General features: G+C 71.0%; 21 protein-coding genes and 1 tRNA gene. 6 read left to right on the top strand and 16 right to left on the bottom strand.

The window, feature by feature from the left end; genetic code table 11:
• Window positions 1–72 precede the first annotated feature (72 nt).
• Entirely contained in the window at window positions 73–1,173 is a 1,101-nt protein-coding gene (locus CG736_RS19580; protein WP_100587491.1) for an ADP-ribosylglycohydrolase family protein, read from the top strand.
• A gap of 82 nt (window positions 1,174–1,255) precedes the next feature.
• Here CG736_RS19580 and CG736_RS19575 read toward each other — a convergent pair whose 3' ends face one another.
• From CG736_RS19575 to CG736_RS19565, 3 genes are all read right to left on the bottom strand, one after another.
• Window positions 1,256–1,462, bottom strand: a complete 207-nt coding sequence (locus CG736_RS19575; protein WP_043915690.1) for a DUF397 domain-containing protein — start codon at window positions 1,460–1,462, stop codon at window positions 1,256–1,258.
• Window positions 1,459–2,316, bottom strand: coding sequence for a helix-turn-helix transcriptional regulator (locus CG736_RS19570; protein ID WP_100587490.1), 858 nt, complete (start codon window positions 2,314–2,316; stop codon window positions 1,459–1,461). Before CG736_RS19570 ends, CG736_RS19575 begins: the two co-directional genes overlap by 4 nt.
• A gap of 322 nt (window positions 2,317–2,638) precedes the next feature.
• Window positions 2,639–3,361, bottom strand: coding sequence for a GPP34 family phosphoprotein (locus CG736_RS19565; protein ID WP_100587489.1), 723 nt, complete (start codon window positions 3,359–3,361; stop codon window positions 2,639–2,641).
• 302 nt (window positions 3,362–3,663) lie between these two features.
• On the opposite strand from CG736_RS19565, the gene CG736_RS19560 reads away from it, so the two are divergent.
• Window positions 3,664–6,018 carry a D-alanyl-D-alanine carboxypeptidase family protein gene (locus CG736_RS19560; protein ID WP_100587488.1) on the top strand — a complete coding sequence of 785 codons (2,355 nt, stop codon included), beginning with the start codon at window positions 3,664–3,666 and terminating at the stop codon, window positions 6,016–6,018.
• An 82-nt stretch (window positions 6,019–6,100) separates the two neighbouring features.
• On the opposite strand, the gene CG736_RS19555 is transcribed toward CG736_RS19560, so the two are convergent.
• A complete protein-coding gene (locus CG736_RS19555; RefSeq protein WP_100587487.1) occupies window positions 6,101–6,862 on the bottom strand; it encodes a polyprenol monophosphomannose synthase in 762 nt (253 codons plus the stop codon).
• A gap of 156 nt (window positions 6,863–7,018) precedes the next feature.
• On the opposite strand from CG736_RS19555, the gene CG736_RS19550 reads away from it, so the two are divergent.
• A tRNA-Arg gene (locus tag CG736_RS19550) sits at window positions 7,019–7,091 on the top strand.
• 711 nt (window positions 7,092–7,802) lie between these two features.
• The gene (locus CG736_RS19545; RefSeq protein ID WP_232734072.1) at window positions 7,803–8,045 is read left to right on the top strand and encodes a helix-turn-helix transcriptional regulator; all 243 of its coding nucleotides are present in this window, start codon (window positions 7,803–7,805) and stop codon (window positions 8,043–8,045) included.
• Here CG736_RS19545 and CG736_RS19540 read toward each other — a convergent pair whose 3' ends face one another.
• Window positions 8,046–8,264: a hypothetical protein gene (locus CG736_RS19540; RefSeq protein WP_100587485.1), complete on the bottom strand. Its 219-nt coding sequence runs from the start codon at window positions 8,262–8,264 to the stop codon at window positions 8,046–8,048. It abuts the gene before it with no gap.
• Complete coding sequence (locus CG736_RS36330) at window positions 8,261–8,443, bottom strand: hypothetical protein (protein ID WP_157815649.1); 183 nt, start codon at window positions 8,441–8,443, stop codon at window positions 8,261–8,263. Before CG736_RS36330 ends, CG736_RS19540 begins: the two co-directional genes overlap by 4 nt.
• Before the next feature lie 203 nt (window positions 8,444–8,646).
• Between CG736_RS36330 and CG736_RS19530 the strand changes: the two genes are divergently transcribed.
• Complete coding sequence (locus tag CG736_RS19530; protein WP_100587483.1) at window positions 8,647–9,900, top strand: transcriptional regulator; 1,254 nt, start codon at window positions 8,647–8,649, stop codon at window positions 9,898–9,900.
• Here the strand turns inward: CG736_RS19530 and CG736_RS19525 are convergent.
• Window positions 9,881–10,540 (bottom strand): HAD family hydrolase, encoded by a 660-nt coding sequence (locus tag CG736_RS19525; RefSeq protein ID WP_100587633.1) that lies wholly within the window; start codon window positions 10,538–10,540, stop codon window positions 9,881–9,883. The genes CG736_RS19530 and CG736_RS19525 overlap by 20 nt on opposite strands.
• A 159-nt stretch (window positions 10,541–10,699) precedes the next feature.
• On the opposite strand from CG736_RS19525, the gene CG736_RS19520 reads away from it, so the two are divergent.
• On the top strand, window positions 10,700–10,978 hold the full coding sequence (locus CG736_RS19520) for a hypothetical protein (protein WP_100587482.1): 279 nt from the start codon (window positions 10,700–10,702) through the stop codon (window positions 10,976–10,978).
• A 69-nt stretch (window positions 10,979–11,047) separates the two neighbouring features.
• Here the strand turns inward: CG736_RS19520 and CG736_RS36325 are convergent, their stop codons facing one another.
• From CG736_RS36325 to CG736_RS19480, 9 genes are all read right to left on the bottom strand, one after another.
• Entirely contained in the window at window positions 11,048–11,233 is a 186-nt protein-coding gene (locus CG736_RS36325) for a hypothetical protein (RefSeq protein ID WP_157815648.1), read from the bottom strand.
• Between the two features lie 167 nt (window positions 11,234–11,400).
• Entirely contained in the window at window positions 11,401–11,664 is a 264-nt protein-coding gene (locus CG736_RS19515) for a hypothetical protein (protein WP_100587481.1), read from the bottom strand.
• Entirely contained in the window at window positions 11,661–12,029 is a 369-nt protein-coding gene (locus CG736_RS19510) for a hypothetical protein (protein WP_100587480.1), read from the bottom strand. Before CG736_RS19510 ends, CG736_RS19515 begins: the two co-directional genes overlap by 4 nt.
• A gap of 28 nt (window positions 12,030–12,057) precedes the next feature.
• On the bottom strand, window positions 12,058–12,396 hold the full coding sequence (locus CG736_RS19505) for a hypothetical protein (protein ID WP_100587479.1): 339 nt from the start codon (window positions 12,394–12,396) through the stop codon (window positions 12,058–12,060).
• A gap of 1 nt (window position 12,397) precedes the next feature.
• Window positions 12,398–12,994 carry a CHAP domain-containing protein gene (locus tag CG736_RS19500; RefSeq protein WP_100587478.1) on the bottom strand — a complete coding sequence of 199 codons (597 nt, stop codon included), beginning with the start codon at window positions 12,992–12,994 and terminating at the stop codon, window positions 12,398–12,400.
• 65 nt (window positions 12,995–13,059) lie between these two features.
• Window positions 13,060–13,440 (bottom strand): hypothetical protein, encoded by a 381-nt coding sequence (locus CG736_RS19495; protein ID WP_100587477.1) that lies wholly within the window; start codon window positions 13,438–13,440, stop codon window positions 13,060–13,062.
• 15 nt (window positions 13,441–13,455) lie between these two features.
• The gene (locus tag CG736_RS19490) at window positions 13,456–13,917 is read right to left on the bottom strand and encodes a hypothetical protein (RefSeq protein ID WP_100587476.1); all 462 of its coding nucleotides are present in this window, start codon (window positions 13,915–13,917) and stop codon (window positions 13,456–13,458) included.
• Entirely contained in the window at window positions 13,914–14,996 is a 1,083-nt protein-coding gene (locus CG736_RS19485; protein WP_100587475.1) for a hypothetical protein, read from the bottom strand. The genes CG736_RS19490 and CG736_RS19485 overlap by 4 nt, the downstream gene beginning before the upstream one ends.
• The gene (locus CG736_RS19480; protein WP_100587474.1) at window positions 14,993–16,048 is read right to left on the bottom strand and encodes a hypothetical protein; all 1,056 of its coding nucleotides are present in this window, start codon (window positions 16,046–16,048) and stop codon (window positions 14,993–14,995) included. The genes CG736_RS19485 and CG736_RS19480 overlap by 4 nt, the downstream gene beginning before the upstream one ends.
• Window positions 16,049–16,052 lie beyond the last annotated feature (4 nt).

The raw sequence follows: 16,052 nt of genomic DNA, 5'->3' as shown, positions 1-16,052 counted from the left end.
CGGTTTCGAGCGGGCCTTCGAATACAGTGCGTCTGCTGTCCGACGCCGCCGACCGAAAGGCCCCCATCCGTGATGCCCCTGTGGTCACGCGCCCAGCAGCAGGACTTCCGCAGCCGGGTGCGGGGCTGTCTGCTCGGCGGTGCGATCGGCGACGCCCTCGGCGCCGGCATCGAGTTCGAACAGCTGGAGCAGATCCGCACCGCCCACGGCGAGACCGGCGTCACCGGCTACGTCCCCGCCTACGGGCGGCGCGGCGCCGTCACCGACGACACCCAGATGAGCCTGTTCACCGTCGACGGCCTGATCCGCGCCCACATCGGCCGCGACAGCGGCGCCTGGCACCCGCCGTCCGACGTGCACCGCGCCTACCTGCGCTGGTACGCCACCCAGCAGGACTGGGGCCCCGACGAGCGCCGCAAGGACCTCGGCTGGCTCGGCCGCGAGGAGTGGCTGTACGAACGCCGCGCCCCCGGCAACGCCTGCCTGTCCGGCCTGGCCGGCGCCGCGGACGGGCCGCTGCCCACCCTCGACGACCCGCGCAACCCGAACTCCAAGGGCTGCGGCACCGTGATGCGCGCCGCCCCGTTCGGACTGCTCACCGCCTGGGACCCCGCCCTGGTGTTCCAACTCGCAGTCGAATGCTCGGTGCTGACCCACGGCCACCCCACCGGCTACCTGTCCGCCGGGGCCTTCGCGGTGATCGTCCACGCGGTGGCCCGCGGCGGCACCCTGGAGGAGGGCGTCCACCTCGCCCTGGCGCTGCTGTCCGAGCGCCCCGGCCACGAGGAGACCACCGCCGCGCTGCGCGCCGCCCTGGACGCCGTCCGGGCCGGCGTGCCGTCCGCCGAACGCGTCGAGGAGCTCGGCGAGGGCTGGACCGCCGAGGAGTCGCTCGCCATTGGCCTGTACTGCGCGCTGGTCGCCGAGGACGTCCGCAGCGGCCTGCTGCTGGCCGTCAACCACTCCGGCGACAGCGACTCCACCGGCTCCATCTGCGGCAACCTGCTGGGCGCCCTGCACGGCGAGACCGCGCTCCCGCCCGAGCTGCTCGCCGAACTCGAAGGCCGCGGCACGATCCTGGAGCTCGCCGACGACCTGGTGCTGGAACTGCTGCACGGCCCCGCCCTGCACGGCACCGACGGCTGGGACACCCGCTACCCCACCGGCGGCTGACGCACCCCGTACGACGGTGCCCGCCGCGGGGGAGGCGACGGGCACCGGAGCGGTACGAGGGTGCCGTGGATCAGGTCCCGGGTCAGATCTCGCCGAAGACGCCCGCGCCGGCGGCCGCCGCGAAAGCCGCCCAGCTCGCGTTGGAGAAGCGCAGCTGCGGGCCCTGCGGGTCCTTGGAGTCCCGGACCGCGATCGAGGCAGAAGACGGGACGGCGATCTCGACGCACGCGCCGTTGCCGCCGCTGTAGCTGCTCTTGCGCCAGGTCAGGGTCTCGATGGCCTTGCTCATTTCATGAACTCCTCTGCCAATTGGGTGATCATCGACCGGCTCTCCGTGACACTCAGCGCCGCGGCTCGCAGATGGTCGTACAGATTGGTATAGCGGCGTACGTCGGCTTCCTTCTCCAGGTAGAGATCGCTCGTCACTCCTTCGAAGTAGACGACCGTGGAATCCGCTGACTCGGGGAACTCCATCAGGGAGAATGTCCCGGTCATGCCGGGATGGGCACCGTGGCTGAACGGTATGACCTGCAGATTGATGTTCGGCCGCTCACCGAGCTCGACCAACTGGTACAGCTGTGCCGCCATCACCTGCGGCCCGCCGACCTGCCGGCGCAGCACCGCCTCGTCGACCACCACCCACAGGCTGCCGATCTGGTCCTCGCCGTGTATCCGGTGCTGGCGCTTGAGCCGCACCTCCACCCGGCGGCGGATGGCCGCCGGATCGGTGTCCGGCTGGGTGCCGGTGACCACCGCCTCCGCGTACTCCGGGGTCTGCAGCAGCCCCGGCACGAACGAGGACTCGTAGGCCCGGATCGACGAGGCCTCCGCCTCCAGTCCGATGTACACGCTGTACGGGATGTCCCCGAACTCGTGCCACCAGCCGCGCTGGCGCGACTCCTTGGCCATCTCCATCAGCCCGTTGCGGACCCGCTCGTCCTCGACCTGGTAGACGTCGCACAGGTCGCGCACATCGCGCTGGCTGATCGAGCGGCGGCCGTTCTCCAGTCGGCTGATCTTCGACTGGGACACCATCAGACGGCCGGCCACCTCCTCCGCGGTCATGCCGCGGAGCTCGCGCAGCCTCCGGAGCTCGGCGCCGAGCCTGCGGCGGCGGACCGTCGGATTCACGCTGGCGGACACATGGACCTCCGGCCCTACTTCTGGCAACAGTGCGGTAATTGGTACCAACCCCCTGACGCTGAGCAGCATGCCACCTCAACTGCCGTCCACGCCCGGGAATCGCGGCAGCGCGTTAGAACAGATCGTCGGAAAATCACCCAATGGGGACGGTGGCTCTTGCGGACCACCAGCCCCACACGCTAAAGGGCATCCCGTGCGCCCCACGGCAGCTGACGGACCGTCGGATCCGGGGCTCCAACGGTGAAGGGCGGCCGCCCGGTGCCATCGCACCGGGCCGACCGCCCTCGAACCGCATCGCACACCAGCTAGCAGCGCAGGCCGCTCATCGCGCGCCCACCCGACTGGCCACACCCCGCCCCGCGGGCGCGGGCCGACCGGCCGGACCCCGCGAACCCGCGGGCGCCGACCTGCCCTGCTGGGTCGGCAGACCGTTCTGCACGTCCATCACCGCGTGGGCCACCATCCCGCCCAGCGGGTCGTACCTGATCAGGTCCCGCAGCCGGGAACGTGAGGACCGTCCCTCGTTGCCCGGGTACAGGTGCTTGCCCAGGCCCACCGCGTGCGCCAGCGCCGCCAGTGCCGCCGTCCGCGGGTCCGGCGGCACGCCGGTGCGGATCGCGGTGTCCAGCCGCTGCTTGATCGCCGCGTTGGTGCAGTCGTCCGACGCCTGGTAACGGGTCGTCGGCAGCACGCCGCAGACCTGACCCGGCACCGCCGTCACCATGCCGCACCGCTCCAGGTGCGCCAGGTACGTCTGCCTCAGGCCTAGGCGCGGCCCACCGATCCAGTGCGCGGCGCGCACCGGACTGCCGCGCCTGCGCAACAGCTCCAACGCATGGTCCAACGTCGGATCACCGGTCGGCCGTGGCACCACCACGGCGATCCGGTCCCCGTCCGGGACTATCCTTCCGGCCAGGGACAGCTCGACGAGCTGCGCCCCGGCAAGTCCGAGGTCGAGGGTCTGCGGCTGCGCGGTGGTACCCGTGGCCGGGTCCAGTGCGAGCAGCAACAGCTCCTCGGGAATAGTTCTGCGGCTCCTGCCCATCCAAGCCTCCCCGCGTGGATGAATGACAGGGTGACGCCTCTCACACAGGCTTGTCGAGTACGCCTCCGAATCGTGACCTTGAGCAGGCAGGCTGGAACCGCCGTCCGACGCCCCCGCGTCTGACCCGGCAACGGCCCGCGCAGGCAGGAAAAGCCGCCGGTGGGGCGGGGTGCGGCGGGCCATCACGGCCACGGTGCCGGAGACTGTACAGGTACCCGGGCGGGTCGAGAACCCGCCCGAAAAAAACCAGCTTGTGTGATCGGACCGGCAACCGCCGGGGCGGACGAGGAGGAGTGGGTTACGTGGGCGAGTCCCCGCAGAGCGAGCCGCGCGACGGCAGGACGCGGCCGGCCGAGGCCGAGGAGCGAGCTCCTCGCGAGGGCGGCTCCACCGTGCACCTCCGCGCCCGCGACACCGACGAACCCGCGACCTCGCCCGAATCCGACCTCGACCTCCCGGAGGCCGGCGCCGCGCTCACTGCCGCCAAGCCGAAGGAAGTAGAGAAGGAGAAGGAAGAGGAGGGGGCGGAGGCGGCCGAGGCCGAGCCCGAGGGCGAGGCGGAGTCCGTTCCGGCCGCGCCGGAGCCGACGATGACGCTGCGCGTCGAGAAGTCGGAGAAGTCGGAGAAGTCGGAAGAGCCCGAGGCCGAGAAGCTGGAGAAGCCGGAGAAGTCGGCGAAGTCGGAAGAGCCCGAGGCCGAGAAGCTGGAGAAGGCGGAAGAGGCCGAGAAGGCCGAGAAGGCCGAGAAGCCGGAGAAGCCGGAGAAGCCGGAGAAGCCGGAGAAGCCGGAGAAGCCGGAGAAGGCCGAGAAGCCGGAGAAGGCCGAGAAGGCGGAAGAGGCCGAGAAGGCCGAGAAGGCGGAAGAGTCCGAGGAGCCGGTTCCCGCCGCGTCCGAGCTCACGATGACCTTGCGCATCGAGAGGGTCGAGGAGGCGGAGGAGAAGTCGGTTCCGGCCGCGCCCGAGCCCACGATGACGCTGCGCATCGGGAAGGCGGAGACGCCGGAGGCCGAGGAGGCGTCCGCTCCGGCCGTGTCCGAGCCCACGATGACGCTGCGCATGGAGAAGGTCGAGGAGGCGGAGGAGGAGTCGGTTCCGGCCGCGCCCGAGCCGACCATGACGCTGCGCATCGGGAAGGCGGAGACGCCGGAGGCGCCGGAGAAGTCCGACGAGGCCGACGAGGCGTCGGCCGGGCCCGAACAGACCGTCATGCTGCGGCTGCCCAAGGACGAGCCCGCGCCCGAGCCCGCTCCGAAGCCTTCTCCCGCTCCGAAGCCTTCTCCCGCCCCGAAGCCCGCCCCCGCGCCGAAGGCTGCCCCCGCGGCCGCCGCCCCCGTCGCGGCTCCGGTGGTCACCGCGCCCGCACCCGAGCCGGTCGGGCCGGAGAGCACCGTCGAGGCGCTGGAGGTGCTGAAGGCGCTGAGCGCCCGGCCGATGACCCCGTTCCGGCGGGCGATGAAGCGGGTGGTGATCTGGGGCGTCTTCCTGGTCGTGGTGTTCGGCGTGCTGGCGGCGGTGCAGCTGCTGCGTCCGCTGCCCGCGCCGAAGGCGAAGCTCGGGCTGGCCGACTCGTTCACGTTCCAGGGCGAGCAGTTGAGCATTCCGTGGCCGGCCAAGGGGCAGGCCGCGGCCGAGGTGGTCGGGGTGGGTGATCTGGGCGCGTCCGGCGAGCAGACGCCGGTGCCGATCGCGTCCGTCACCAAGGTGATGAACGCGTACCTGATCCTGCAGGCGCACCCGCTGAAGAAGGGCCAGAGCGGCCCGATGCTCACGGTCGACAAGCAGGCCGCGCAGGAGTCGTCGAACGCCGACGAGTCGAAGGTCACCCTGACGGAGGGTCAGCAGATCAGCCAGTACGAGGCGCTGGAGATGCTGATGCTGCCGTCGGCGAACAACGTGGCCCGCCTGCTGGCGCGTTGGGACTCCGGCAGCGAGGAGGCGTTCATCAAGAAGATGAACGACACCGCCAAGCAGTTCGGCATGACCAACACCACCTACGCCGACCCGGCCGGGTACAACAACGACACCAAGTCGACGGCCAAGGACCAGCTGAAGCTGGCCGAGCAGGTGATGAAGGACGAGATCTTCCGGCAGGTCATCGCCGAGCCCGACACCAAGTTCAACGGCCAGCGGGTCTACAACACCAACAAGGTGCTCGGGAAGAACGGCATGATCGGCGGCAAGACCGGGTCGTCCACTCCCGCGCAGTCCTGCTTCATGTGGGCGGCGGTCAAGGAGATCGGCGGCGTGAAGCGGACCCTGCTCGGCGTCACCCTGGGCCAGCCGGCCACCAAGGAGGAGCCGAGCCTGGTGAACGCGGCCCAGCCGGTCAGCCAGAAGATCAACGTGGCCGCGCAGTCCGCGCTGACCGGGCAGACCCTGGCCAAGCAGGGCGACGTGGTCGGCTTCGTCGACGACGGCGTGGGCGGCAAGGTCCCGGTGGTGGCCGCCAAGGACCTCACGGTGGCGGGCTGGTCCGGCATCACCGCGCACCTGACCCTCACCCCGATCGGCACGATCGCCCACACCCTGCCGGCCGGCACCCAGGTCGGCACGCTGTCGGCGGGCGACGGCGACGACCGGATCGAGGTCCCGGTGACCCTCCGGTCGGACCTCGCCCCGCCGTCCATCAGCTCCCGGCTGCTGCGCCTCGGCTGAGCCCGCACGGACTGTTCGGAGGCCTCCGCGGGCCGGTCGCACCTGGTGCAGCCGGCCCGCGGAGGCTTTTTCGCGGCCGGGCTCAGCGCTTGCCGGTGAGTCGGGACACCCGGTCGGTGACGCCCCAGGCGGTGACCCGCCAGAGGGCCTCCGCGACGATGTTGCGGCTCATCTTGGAGGCGCCGTGCTCGCGCTCGACGAAGGTGATCGGGACTTCGGCCACCTTGAAGCCGGCCTTGACGGCCCGCCAGGCCAGGTCGACCTGGAAGCAGTAGCCCTGCGAGGCGACCTGGTCCATGCCGAGGCCCAGCAGGGTCTCCTTCCGGAACGCCCGGTAGCCGCCGGTGACGTCGCGGATCGGCACGTTCAGCATCAGCCGGGAGTAGGTCGAGCCGCCCTTGGAGAGCAGCAGCCGCGACTTCGGCCAGTTCACCACCGCGCCGCCCGGCACCCAGCGCGAGCCCAGCACCAGGTCCGCGCTGTGCAGCGCGGTGAGCAGCCGCGGCAGTTCCTCCGGCTGGTGCGAGCCGTCCGCGTCCATCTCCACCAGCACGTCGTACCCGTTCTCGATGCCCCACCGGAATCCGGCCAGGTAGGCCGCGCCGAGGCCCTCCTTGCCCTTCCGGTGCAGCACCTTCACCTGCTCGTCGTCCGCGGCCAGCCCGTCCGCCAACTTGCCCGTCCCGTCCGGGCTGTTGTCGTCGGCGACCAGCACGTGGGCCTCCGGGACGGCGGCCCGGACCCGGGAGACGATCCGTTCGACGTTCTCCGCCTCGTTGTAGGTCGGGATGATCACCAGGATCCTGCCGAGGCCGCCGAACGGAGTCTGGGGGGAGGAAGTCACGGGACCGGTGCCTTTCGGAGGGGTCGGATCTGCCACAAGAACGAGCAAATCCACCGTAAGGCCACGCCCCGCCCCCGTGCCCCGTCCGCTGCGGCGGCCACCCGGTGGGCCCGATCCGCTAGGCTGTGAGCGGTCGTCGGGTGTCCGGGCGGCCGGGCCTCAGTAGCTCAGGGGATAGAGCACGGCTCTCCTAAAGCCGGTGTCGCAGGTTCGATTCCTGTCTGGGGCACAGAGGTGACCTGCGGAGATGGCATCATCTCCGCAGGTCAGAGCGCAGGTGAGACTCAGGCGCGGCGCGCAAGCGCACTTTGAGTACAGCGCCAGACAGTCTCAGTACAGTCTCGACGCACGGGTCGACCACCTAAATTTCTCCCAAGCGATCATGCCATCTCTGCAGGTCACTGCACGCTGACAGCTCGAAGCGCCCCCAGCCGAACCGGTCGGCTGGGGGCGCTTCTGCAGCTCCAGGCGGGGAGGGGGGTCAGTCGTCCTGCCCTGGAGCCGGCGCCCAGCTGCCCTCCCGGACGGCCGGCCGCTTGTCGGTCAGTACGATGCGGCGGGCGCACTTGCGCGCCCGGCACCAACTGACTCGACTCCCGCCACTCAGCGCGCGATGCGACCGTGCGCTGCCTGGTGGGCGATCAGGAGGCCCGGTCGACTCGTCGGCCGGGCCTTCGTTGTTGTGAGCTCTGAGCGTCACGGCCCGTGCTCGGATTGGAAGTTGATGGGTGAGGTGTCAACGATTCCGTATGTGTGCGCCCCGCACAAGGTCCAGGAAGAATGGGGGAATGGGGAAGGCTATCGAACAAGCGTCTGATTGCACAGCTTCAGCGGTTCGTCACTCAGCGTGCCGCCGTGCGCGGGATGCTACCCGGATGGAGCTGCTGATGCACCTAATCAGGTGCGGACATTCTGCCCAGGTCGGGACAGACTCAGGTAGGTGCCATTCAAGATCCACTTGCCTCCACACCTGCTGATGGACCGGCAGGTGATCGGCAGCCGCATCAAAGCCTTACGTGAGGCCCGTGGCTGGACGCAGGAGAACCTCGCTGAGCACTCCGGCCTGCACCGCAACACGATCATCCGCATGGAGACCAGTGCACAGGCTCCATCGCTCGATGCCTACCTCGTCGTCGCCGACGCCCTCGATGTCCCGATCTGGCGGCTCTTTCAGGATGAGTAGCTACACCTGGGGCGGCGTCAGATTGTTGATCTGGTTCAGCTGGCCAGCCGACCGTTCAGCGTGATCCCGGCGCACGTGCATCTCCGCGGTGCCCATCTCCATCCGCCACGACCCGTCCGGCCGGCGCACGCCCCAGATCGGCGTGTTGTCCTGGAGCGTGCGGAGCGTGTCGACGTAGTAGTAGCCGGTGGCGTGCTCGGCGTGCTCGCTGTCGCTCATGCGGACCGCCGGGTGGCGGCATCGAGGTGGTCGGCCCAGCAGTCGGATGCGGTCGGCGTGACGTCACGGCCGGCCCCGAGGATGCAGCGGCTGCAGGACCCACAGCGGATGTACTGTTCGCCGGTGGTCGAGCTGGCGGGCCGCGAATCGTCGGGCAACGCGCGCCTGGTCTTGGTCATGGGTGCTGTCCTCTGATCGCCGGGGGTGCACCGCAACGGGTGCGGGATCAGAGTCGGCCATCCAGCGCGACATATGAATGCCTCAATGACGACTTTTCAGTGCCTCTTTGAGGACTTTTTGCGGCGCTCGATCGAGTGACAGTCGCTCAAATGACCGGCCCCGAAGTACGGTTGAGGCCCAACACAGTCACCAGGAGGGCCGGGTGGCACGCACCACCGACGGCAACACCGCCCTGCGGGCAGCCATGCTTGCCGCGGGCATCGGCAGCAACCGTGCACTGCGCGAGGCGCTCGAACGCACCGGCCGCAGCCTCGGCATCCCGCAGTACAGCGTCAGCCTGCGGCAGGTCGCTCGATGGCTCGGCCCCAACCCTCCATGGCCCCGCGACGAACACCAGCGCGTGATGGTGGAGCTGCTGCGGATGCCCCTCTCGCAACTCGGGTTCGGCGGTCAGCAGCCGCCCCCCGCAGCGGCCCCGGTGATCCCGCCTGCACCCCGCCCTGCAGTGCCGCACCCGGCCCAGACCGACGGCGTGCAGCCGGAGACGATCGGCGCCGCCTACGCGGCGATCACCGCCGCGCACCGGCAGATGTACTGGACGGTTGCGCCCGCCACCCTGCACCGGTCCGTGGCCGAACACTCTGTACTGGGCGAGGCCCTGCTCGGCGAGACGTCCGGCGTCGCCCGGCGTGTGCTTGCCGCGGCGCTTGCCGAGAGCCTGCTGCTGCTCGGCCGGATCGAGTTTTTCGACCTCCGGCAGCCCGCCGCATCCGACGCGACACTCGTCCGCGCGCTGCACGCGGCCGGCGCCGCCGACGACCAGCTGCTCGGCGCCGCGATCCTGGGGCACGCTGCGTTCGTTCCCGGGTGGGCCGGCCAGCGGGAGGAGATGGCCGAGCGGATGCGCGGCGCCCGCGCGTACGCGCGCCGCGGCAACGCGTCCGCCGAGATCCACGCATGGCTCGACGCAGTCGAAGCCGAATGCCTCACCAAGTGCGGCGACCACCGTGAGGCGCTGCGAGTGCTCCACCACGCCAGCGACCTGCTCGGCCGCGCTGGAGGTGTCACCGTTCTGCCGGAGTGGTTCGGCTGGTTCAGTACGGTGCGCCTGGCCGCGTTCCTCGGCCACACCCAGCTCATCGCCGGGCACCTGCCGCAGGCTCGAACGACGCTGACCGAGGTTCTGGCCGGCCTCGGCGAGGAGGACGGCAAACAACGAGTGGTCGTGCTGGCCGACCTTGCTGCCGTTGAGGCCCGTGCCGGTCGACCGGCCGAGGCATGCCAGCACCTGGAGGTGGCGCTCGACCAGCTGCGGGTCACCTGGTACGCCACCGGTATGGAGCGGGTCCGTGAGGCGCGCCGGCTGCTGATTGAGTGGCAGGACACGGCGGCCGTCCAAGCAGTGGACGACCGCCTCTACTCCTGGTCAGCGACGCTCAGTTCCCTGCAGCGTTGAACGTAGCGATCAGCGCCGGAAGTTCGAGTAGCGAGTCGATCCGAAACGTCGACTTCTCGGCGGCCGGATCGTGCTGCTGGATCCATCCCCACGGGCCGCGCCGGATCAGCGCGGTGTGCATCCCGGCCGCAAGGGCGGGCAGCACATCGTTGTCGAGGCGATCGCCGACGTACAGGATCTCGCCCGGGGCGGCCGGGACCACCTCGGCAACCCGGTCGAAGAACGCCGCATCCGGCTTGCTCGCGCCCCAGTCGTCTGAAGTGCCGATCAGGTCGACGTCGGCGGTGAACAGCTCGCGGAGGATCCCTCCGGCGCGGATGGTCTGGTTGCCAGCGATGGTCAGGTGCAGGCCGTTCGCGCGGAGCTCGGCGAACGCCGTGCGCACGTCGGGGTACAGGTCCTCCTCGCCGAAGGTCTCTGGCTGCCCGGCCGCGGCCCGTCGCTCCCGCTCGACGTGCAGGTCGAAGCCGGGTTTGAAGACCTGGAACGTTTCCCGGTAGTCCTTACCCTGCGCGATCACCGCGCCGAACTGGGCGACGAACGTGTGCCGGGGGACACCCAGCAGGTCCGCCCAGGTGCCGTACTCGCGGGTCTCGTCCACCAGGCACTCGCCGACATCAAACACCACTGCTGTGATCATGCGGGCAGCGTAGCCGGGCCCCAGCAGGTCAGGCATTGATCGAGGGAACCTACTACGCCCGGGCGCCGGCCGACTGGCGGAGACCGCGGACATCACCCTGCCGAGTGATCGGCGGGTCGCGAAGTACGGCTGGTGGTCCGTCACCCCTACCGTGCCACCATGCCCACCCTCGCCACACTCGCCGCCCGCGCCCGGACCCTCCTGAGCACTGTCACGCTCGCCTCGCAGGGCGCCGTCTCCAGCATGATCACTCTCATCGAGGCAGACGCGCTCCGCCGGGCCGCCAGTCTGGTGCGCGCCGAGCGGCGGCCGACGGGGATGACCCGCGACCAGGCTCAGGGCTGGCGGCAGGCCCGGGACCAGATCGCCGGCGCGCTGCAGGCGGAATCGGCCCGGCTGGCTGCCTCGCAGGTCGCGGCCGGGGACCAACACCACTGAGCCCGGACACCACGAACCCGCCCGCCCAGAACCGGCTGGGCGGAGTGGCTGCCGCTGCCGACCGGCGTGTCAGGTCGCTGGCAGCATGGTGCGCTCCAGAGCAGCCATCAGATCTTCGGCCGCGGCCAGCAGTTGCTCTGCCTGCTCAGGGGCGTCGACCGCCAGCTGGCCGGCGCTGAACCCGAGCATGGCGACAGTGCGCTGGATGGCGCCCCGGAGGTCGATGATGTGCACATCACGAGGGTCGGTTTCCATGACGCCACATCATGGCGAACGCCCGGTGCCGCCACGCCGGAAACAGCAAATCCGCCCCGCCCAGCCGAAGCCGAGCGGGGCGGTGGTGTTCCCGAAGCCAGGGAAGTTCCTGGTCAGAGGAGGTGTGAGATCGGGCGTTATTTCATAACCGCGAATTTCACACTTGGTCAGCGGCCCATGATCTGCGCGATGCCAGCACCGGACCCGGCGCCGAGGACTACGGCGGCACCCATCGCCATCCAGACCCGGGCCTCCAGCGCCCGCAAGCGCTTCTCGTGATCGCTGGTCTCCTTTTGATGGCCACGCTGGTCCTCCAGGAACCGGTCGATCTTCTCGTCCATCCTGATCTGCCGGTCAGCGATCCTCCGAACCTCCGCGTACATCTGGCCGGGCGAGATGACCACGCCCGGGTCGGACGGCGGGGAGGTCACTCGCGCACCGCCGGGATCGGCGGCAGCTGGCGGGCGGCCGGCACCGGTGCGGTCACCTGCGTGCGCGTCCACATCGCCACCGCCGCTGCGACCGCGCTGAGCGCCACCGCCTGCTGATCGGCCGTCCAGTGCAGGCCGTATCCGACGGCGAGGGCGAGCGCGGCCTGGACGAGTCCGAGCACCGCCGCACCGCGGCCGTCCCCGACGATGAGCGCGACGACCAGGCCGACGAGCGCGGCGGCTGCGGCGTTGATGAGGGCCTGCTGGTCGGTGCTCACGTGCAGGCCGAACGCCGAGCCGAGCTTGACGAGGACGGCGACGAGGGTGAGCCACAGCGCGGGCTCGCGTCCGAGGATTCTCGGCATGGGGGTGTCTCCAGAGGTTGAAAGGCCGTCAGGCCTTGAGGGTGATTTCGATCTGCCACGCGGCGTTGCAGGTGCCCTTGTCGGCCGGGCCGAGCGGCACGCGCTCAAGGTCGACCTTCTGGTCGCCGGCCTGCAGCGGGATCAACACGCGGCCGTCGAGCCGCTTGGCCACGACGAAGCTCTCGCGGTAGTCGCCGAGCTGTGCGTTGAAGACCGCGGCACGAACCTTCGCATCCCCGTAGCCCGTGCACACCGACAGGTAGCCGGTGCCCCAGCCGATCGCTCCGCCGTCCGGAGGCGGGAGCGGGATCGTGATCGAGTTATCTCGGCCGAAGCCCTTCGGGATCTGTCCGTTCAGCAGCGCCATGTCAGCGCACCTCCTCGTCGAGGCGGCGCCGGTCGCTCGGCCGGGCCGCGGGGTTGGGTGCCGGCACGACCGCCGGCGGGGAGACGGCCGCTGTGCGCGTGCCGCCGAGGGCCGGGTCCGCGGACACCGTGCCCTCCGGGTAGGCCGGGACGCCGTACCCGTACGGGGACCCGGGTCCGCGGCGGGGCCTGACCCTGCGGTAGACGCCGTCCCCCTCCGGGCTACCGCCGGCATTGGAGTTGCCCTCCACGGTGGTGATCGTGTCGGCGTCGAACGCCACGACCACGCCGGTGTGGGTGCCGCCGCCCGGGCCGAGGTAGAACGGGCCACCGAGCACCGGGTACGGCGTCCACCGGTCCCGGTCCTGCCACCAGGCGACGGCCTCCAGGCACGACGCGGTCATCGGCCACAGCCGGTCCATGCCGAGCTGATGCGCGGCCCAGGCCTCGAACGTGGCGCACCACGGCTGCCCGTCCGACCACTCCAGACCAGGTGTCTCCTGGCTGTACCGCTGGATGTTGTTCCACGTGCCGTCCGGATCGCGCCCCTCGTGCTGGCCGACCTGGCCCAGCAGCAGCGCGGCGAACTCGTCTCTCACGAACGCCTCCAGGGCATGCTGAGGGCCCCGGCGCCGGGCGGCGACGGGGTGGTGGTGAGGGTGTGTCAGGTCAGGGGGACGTCGGCCGCGGTCGACGTGACGCCGAAGTCGGCGTAGTGGCGGAGCACGACCTGGTGGCCGGCGGCGGCGAGCGGCCGGGCCCAGTCGGCGCCGCTGCGGAGGCCGCCGGTGTACTGGCCGGTGTCGTACGGCCAGCCGGGGACGTCCTCCTCGGACGTGATCGCGTAGACGACCCACTGGCCGGGGTCGGAGGTCTGCCGGGCGACGGCCATGAGCCACAGCTCGCCGTAGACGGTGGGCTGTCCGGTGACGGCCGGGCCCGGGCGGCCGGCCCGGCCGCAGCGGTACTCGTAGGCCGCAACGTCGTCCAGCAGCGGGGGCAGCAGGGCGGGGTCGGGCTGGAACAGGGTGTTCGCGACGTGCACGACGGTCCTTCCAAGTCAGGGGATGTTGCGGATCAGGCGGGTCTGCGCGGCCACGATCCCGGTGCCCGAGGTGCGCTGGGCCTCGACCGTGAGGTCGTAGCGGCCGGCCGCGGCGACCTGGGCTGGCAACGGGGCGGTCCAGTCGAACTGGGCGCCTGCGGCGACGGTCGGGCCCCACTGGGTGCCCGCGACGATGACGCGCACTGACCCGGTGGAGCCACTGGTGGCCGCGGTGTCCAGGACGAGGCGCAGGGCGCTGCCGTGGCGGATGCTCGAGCAGCGGGCGATGGCGGTGTAGCCGCCGGCGGTGGTCTGTGGCCAGCGGGAGGTGTCGGCGTCCAGAGGCGGCAGTACGGCGTCGGCGGCCGACATGTCCGGCTGCTGGGCGCGCAGTTCGTCGATCTGCCGCTGCAGGGCGGTGAGCTGGCCGACGATGTCGCCGAGACTGCGCGGGAGCTGGTCGTTTCGGGTGGTCACGTGTCCTCCAGCAGGATCGGCGACACCCGGTCCGCTGCGGCGTCCAGGCTCCACGCGTACGCGCGGGCGACGGCCTGGGCCCCGGCCGGGTGCCGGGGCGAGCGGTCGATGCTGATCGCGATGGTGTCGCCGAGCGACCAGTCGGTGCCGAGGCGTGGCGCACGGGAGGCGACCGCGTTGACAGTCCAGGCTCGTGAGCCGGTGCCCATCAGGGTGATGGCCTCGGTGGCGTGCCGGTCGAGCTGGGCGGTGTCGGTGATTCCGGCGGACGGTGTCCAGCGCCGCTCCCACAGGCACCAGCCGGCTGCGATCAGGCTGTCGGCGGTGTGCACCGTGCTGGTGGTGCGGACGCCGTCGACCAGCTCGCCACGGGCTACGGTTCGGGTGGCGCCGCGCCCGCGGTCGTAGGACTCGGTGAGCCTGTAGTCGCCGATGCAGCCCGGGAAATCGAACACCGCCCCGGGCACGGCGAGTTGGATGCCGATGGCCGGGCGGATCCGGACGACCAACTTGACACGGGTCTGGGCGGCGTCTGCCCAGACGACGTCCACGGTCCACTCCGGCGCGCCGGCCATGTCGGCGATCTCCTGCAGCCCCGACATGACCGTTTTGTCGTCGAGGTCGCGCATGGAGTAGTCGATGAGCAGGCCGGATGGTGCGGTGTCGAACTCGATCGGCGGCCCGAGGCTCGCTGCCGGGGCGGCGAGGGCGGCCATGACGGTGGTCGCGTCGGTGGCGGTGGCGGTGTAGTCGCCCGGGTAGCGGCGGTCGAGGTACGACTCGGCCGTAGCCGCGCCGAGCGTCAGCGTCTGGGAGCTGCCGCCGTCGCGTTCGGCAGTGATCCCGGCCCAGACGATCGCCCCGGTCGTCTCGTCCACGGCGACCTGCAGCGTGCGCCCCTGGTCCGTGGCGGCCTCCCAGTGCGGCGGCGCACCGGCGAGGTCGAGCTCCATTGGCACGCTGGTGGCCGCGCCGATCCGGCGGGTGAGCGCCTGGGTCGGGCGCAGGGCCCGCAGCTCTTCGGCGATCGCGCCGGTGCGCAGGTCGCAGCCGAACCACGCGAGGGTGTAGGCGCTCACGCCGCCTCGTAGGTGATCTCGATGTTGAGCTGGTGGCCGGATGCCCAGGTCTGGGGGACGGCGGCGGCCCAGCGTGCGTTGGCGCTGCCGGCGGCGGTCATCGGGGACAGGGCCCGCACCACGGAGGTGTTGGACTCGACCTGTGAGGTGCCCGGCCAGTAGGCGCTGCCGGGGACGATGCCGAGGGCCGCCCCGAGCCATTGTCTGGCGGCCGTGCCGATGTTCGCGGCAGCGAACGGCAGGCTGAAAGCCCACTCGCCGTTGCCGTAAGTCGTGGCGGAGCCCGCGAGCAAGCTGATCAGCACGGTGACGCTCTTGCCGATCACGGTGTAGCGGCCCGTCAGCGAACCGCCGGCGCCGACGACGGGGTTGGTGACCGATGCGGTCCAGGTCGGGGTGTACGCCGTCCAGTCGCCGGGGGCGACCCACGCCGTCCCGGACCAGGTTTCCAGCATGGCCCGGGCGGTGTTGTACCGGACCTGTCCGACGTAGGTGCCGGCGGCGGCGATGTCGGCGGCCGAGCTGACGGGGAGTACGCCGCCGGGAGCGACGGTGACCTGCCGGACCGCGCTGGAGACGGTGGCAGCGCCGGTGCCGCCGGAGCCGGTCGGCGGCACCGTGATGGTCGCCAGGCGAATGTAGATCTCGGTGGCGCCGGGATTGGGCGCGGCCGGCGTGCCGGAGGGCGTGCCCGGCAGGTAGACGGCGTCCGCTTTGCGGAGGCCGGAGGCGTCGACCGCGGTGTCCCACACCCGTAGGTACACGAGGTCGATCCTCGAGAACGAGGCGTCAGCGGCGACCAGGGTGCCGGGGCTGGTCGCGGCGAGCTGGGCCCGGTACAGGCCCTGCCCGGAGCGGTACAGCGTGGCCGTGCCCGCGCTGACGTTGACGGTGGTGCCGGCGAGGGTGACGGCCATGCCGGGATCGCCGGGGCGGAGGCCGGGGCGGGCGCCGCGGGCGGTGCCGTCGGCCATCACGAGCGACAGGTCCATGAGCCTGAGCTCGGTCTCGTCGTAGCTGAGGGTGGGGAGCCACAGCGGGTCGGTGGGCATGGGA

Origin of the sequence: Kitasatospora sp. CB02891, from assembly GCF_002803145.1 — a bacterium.
Taxonomy (GTDB): Bacteria; Actinomycetota; Actinomycetes; order Streptomycetales; family Streptomycetaceae; genus Kitasatospora; species Kitasatospora griseola.
Note: the sequence above shows the minus strand (reverse complement) of the source record. Positions and strands in the feature narration are given on the sequence as shown.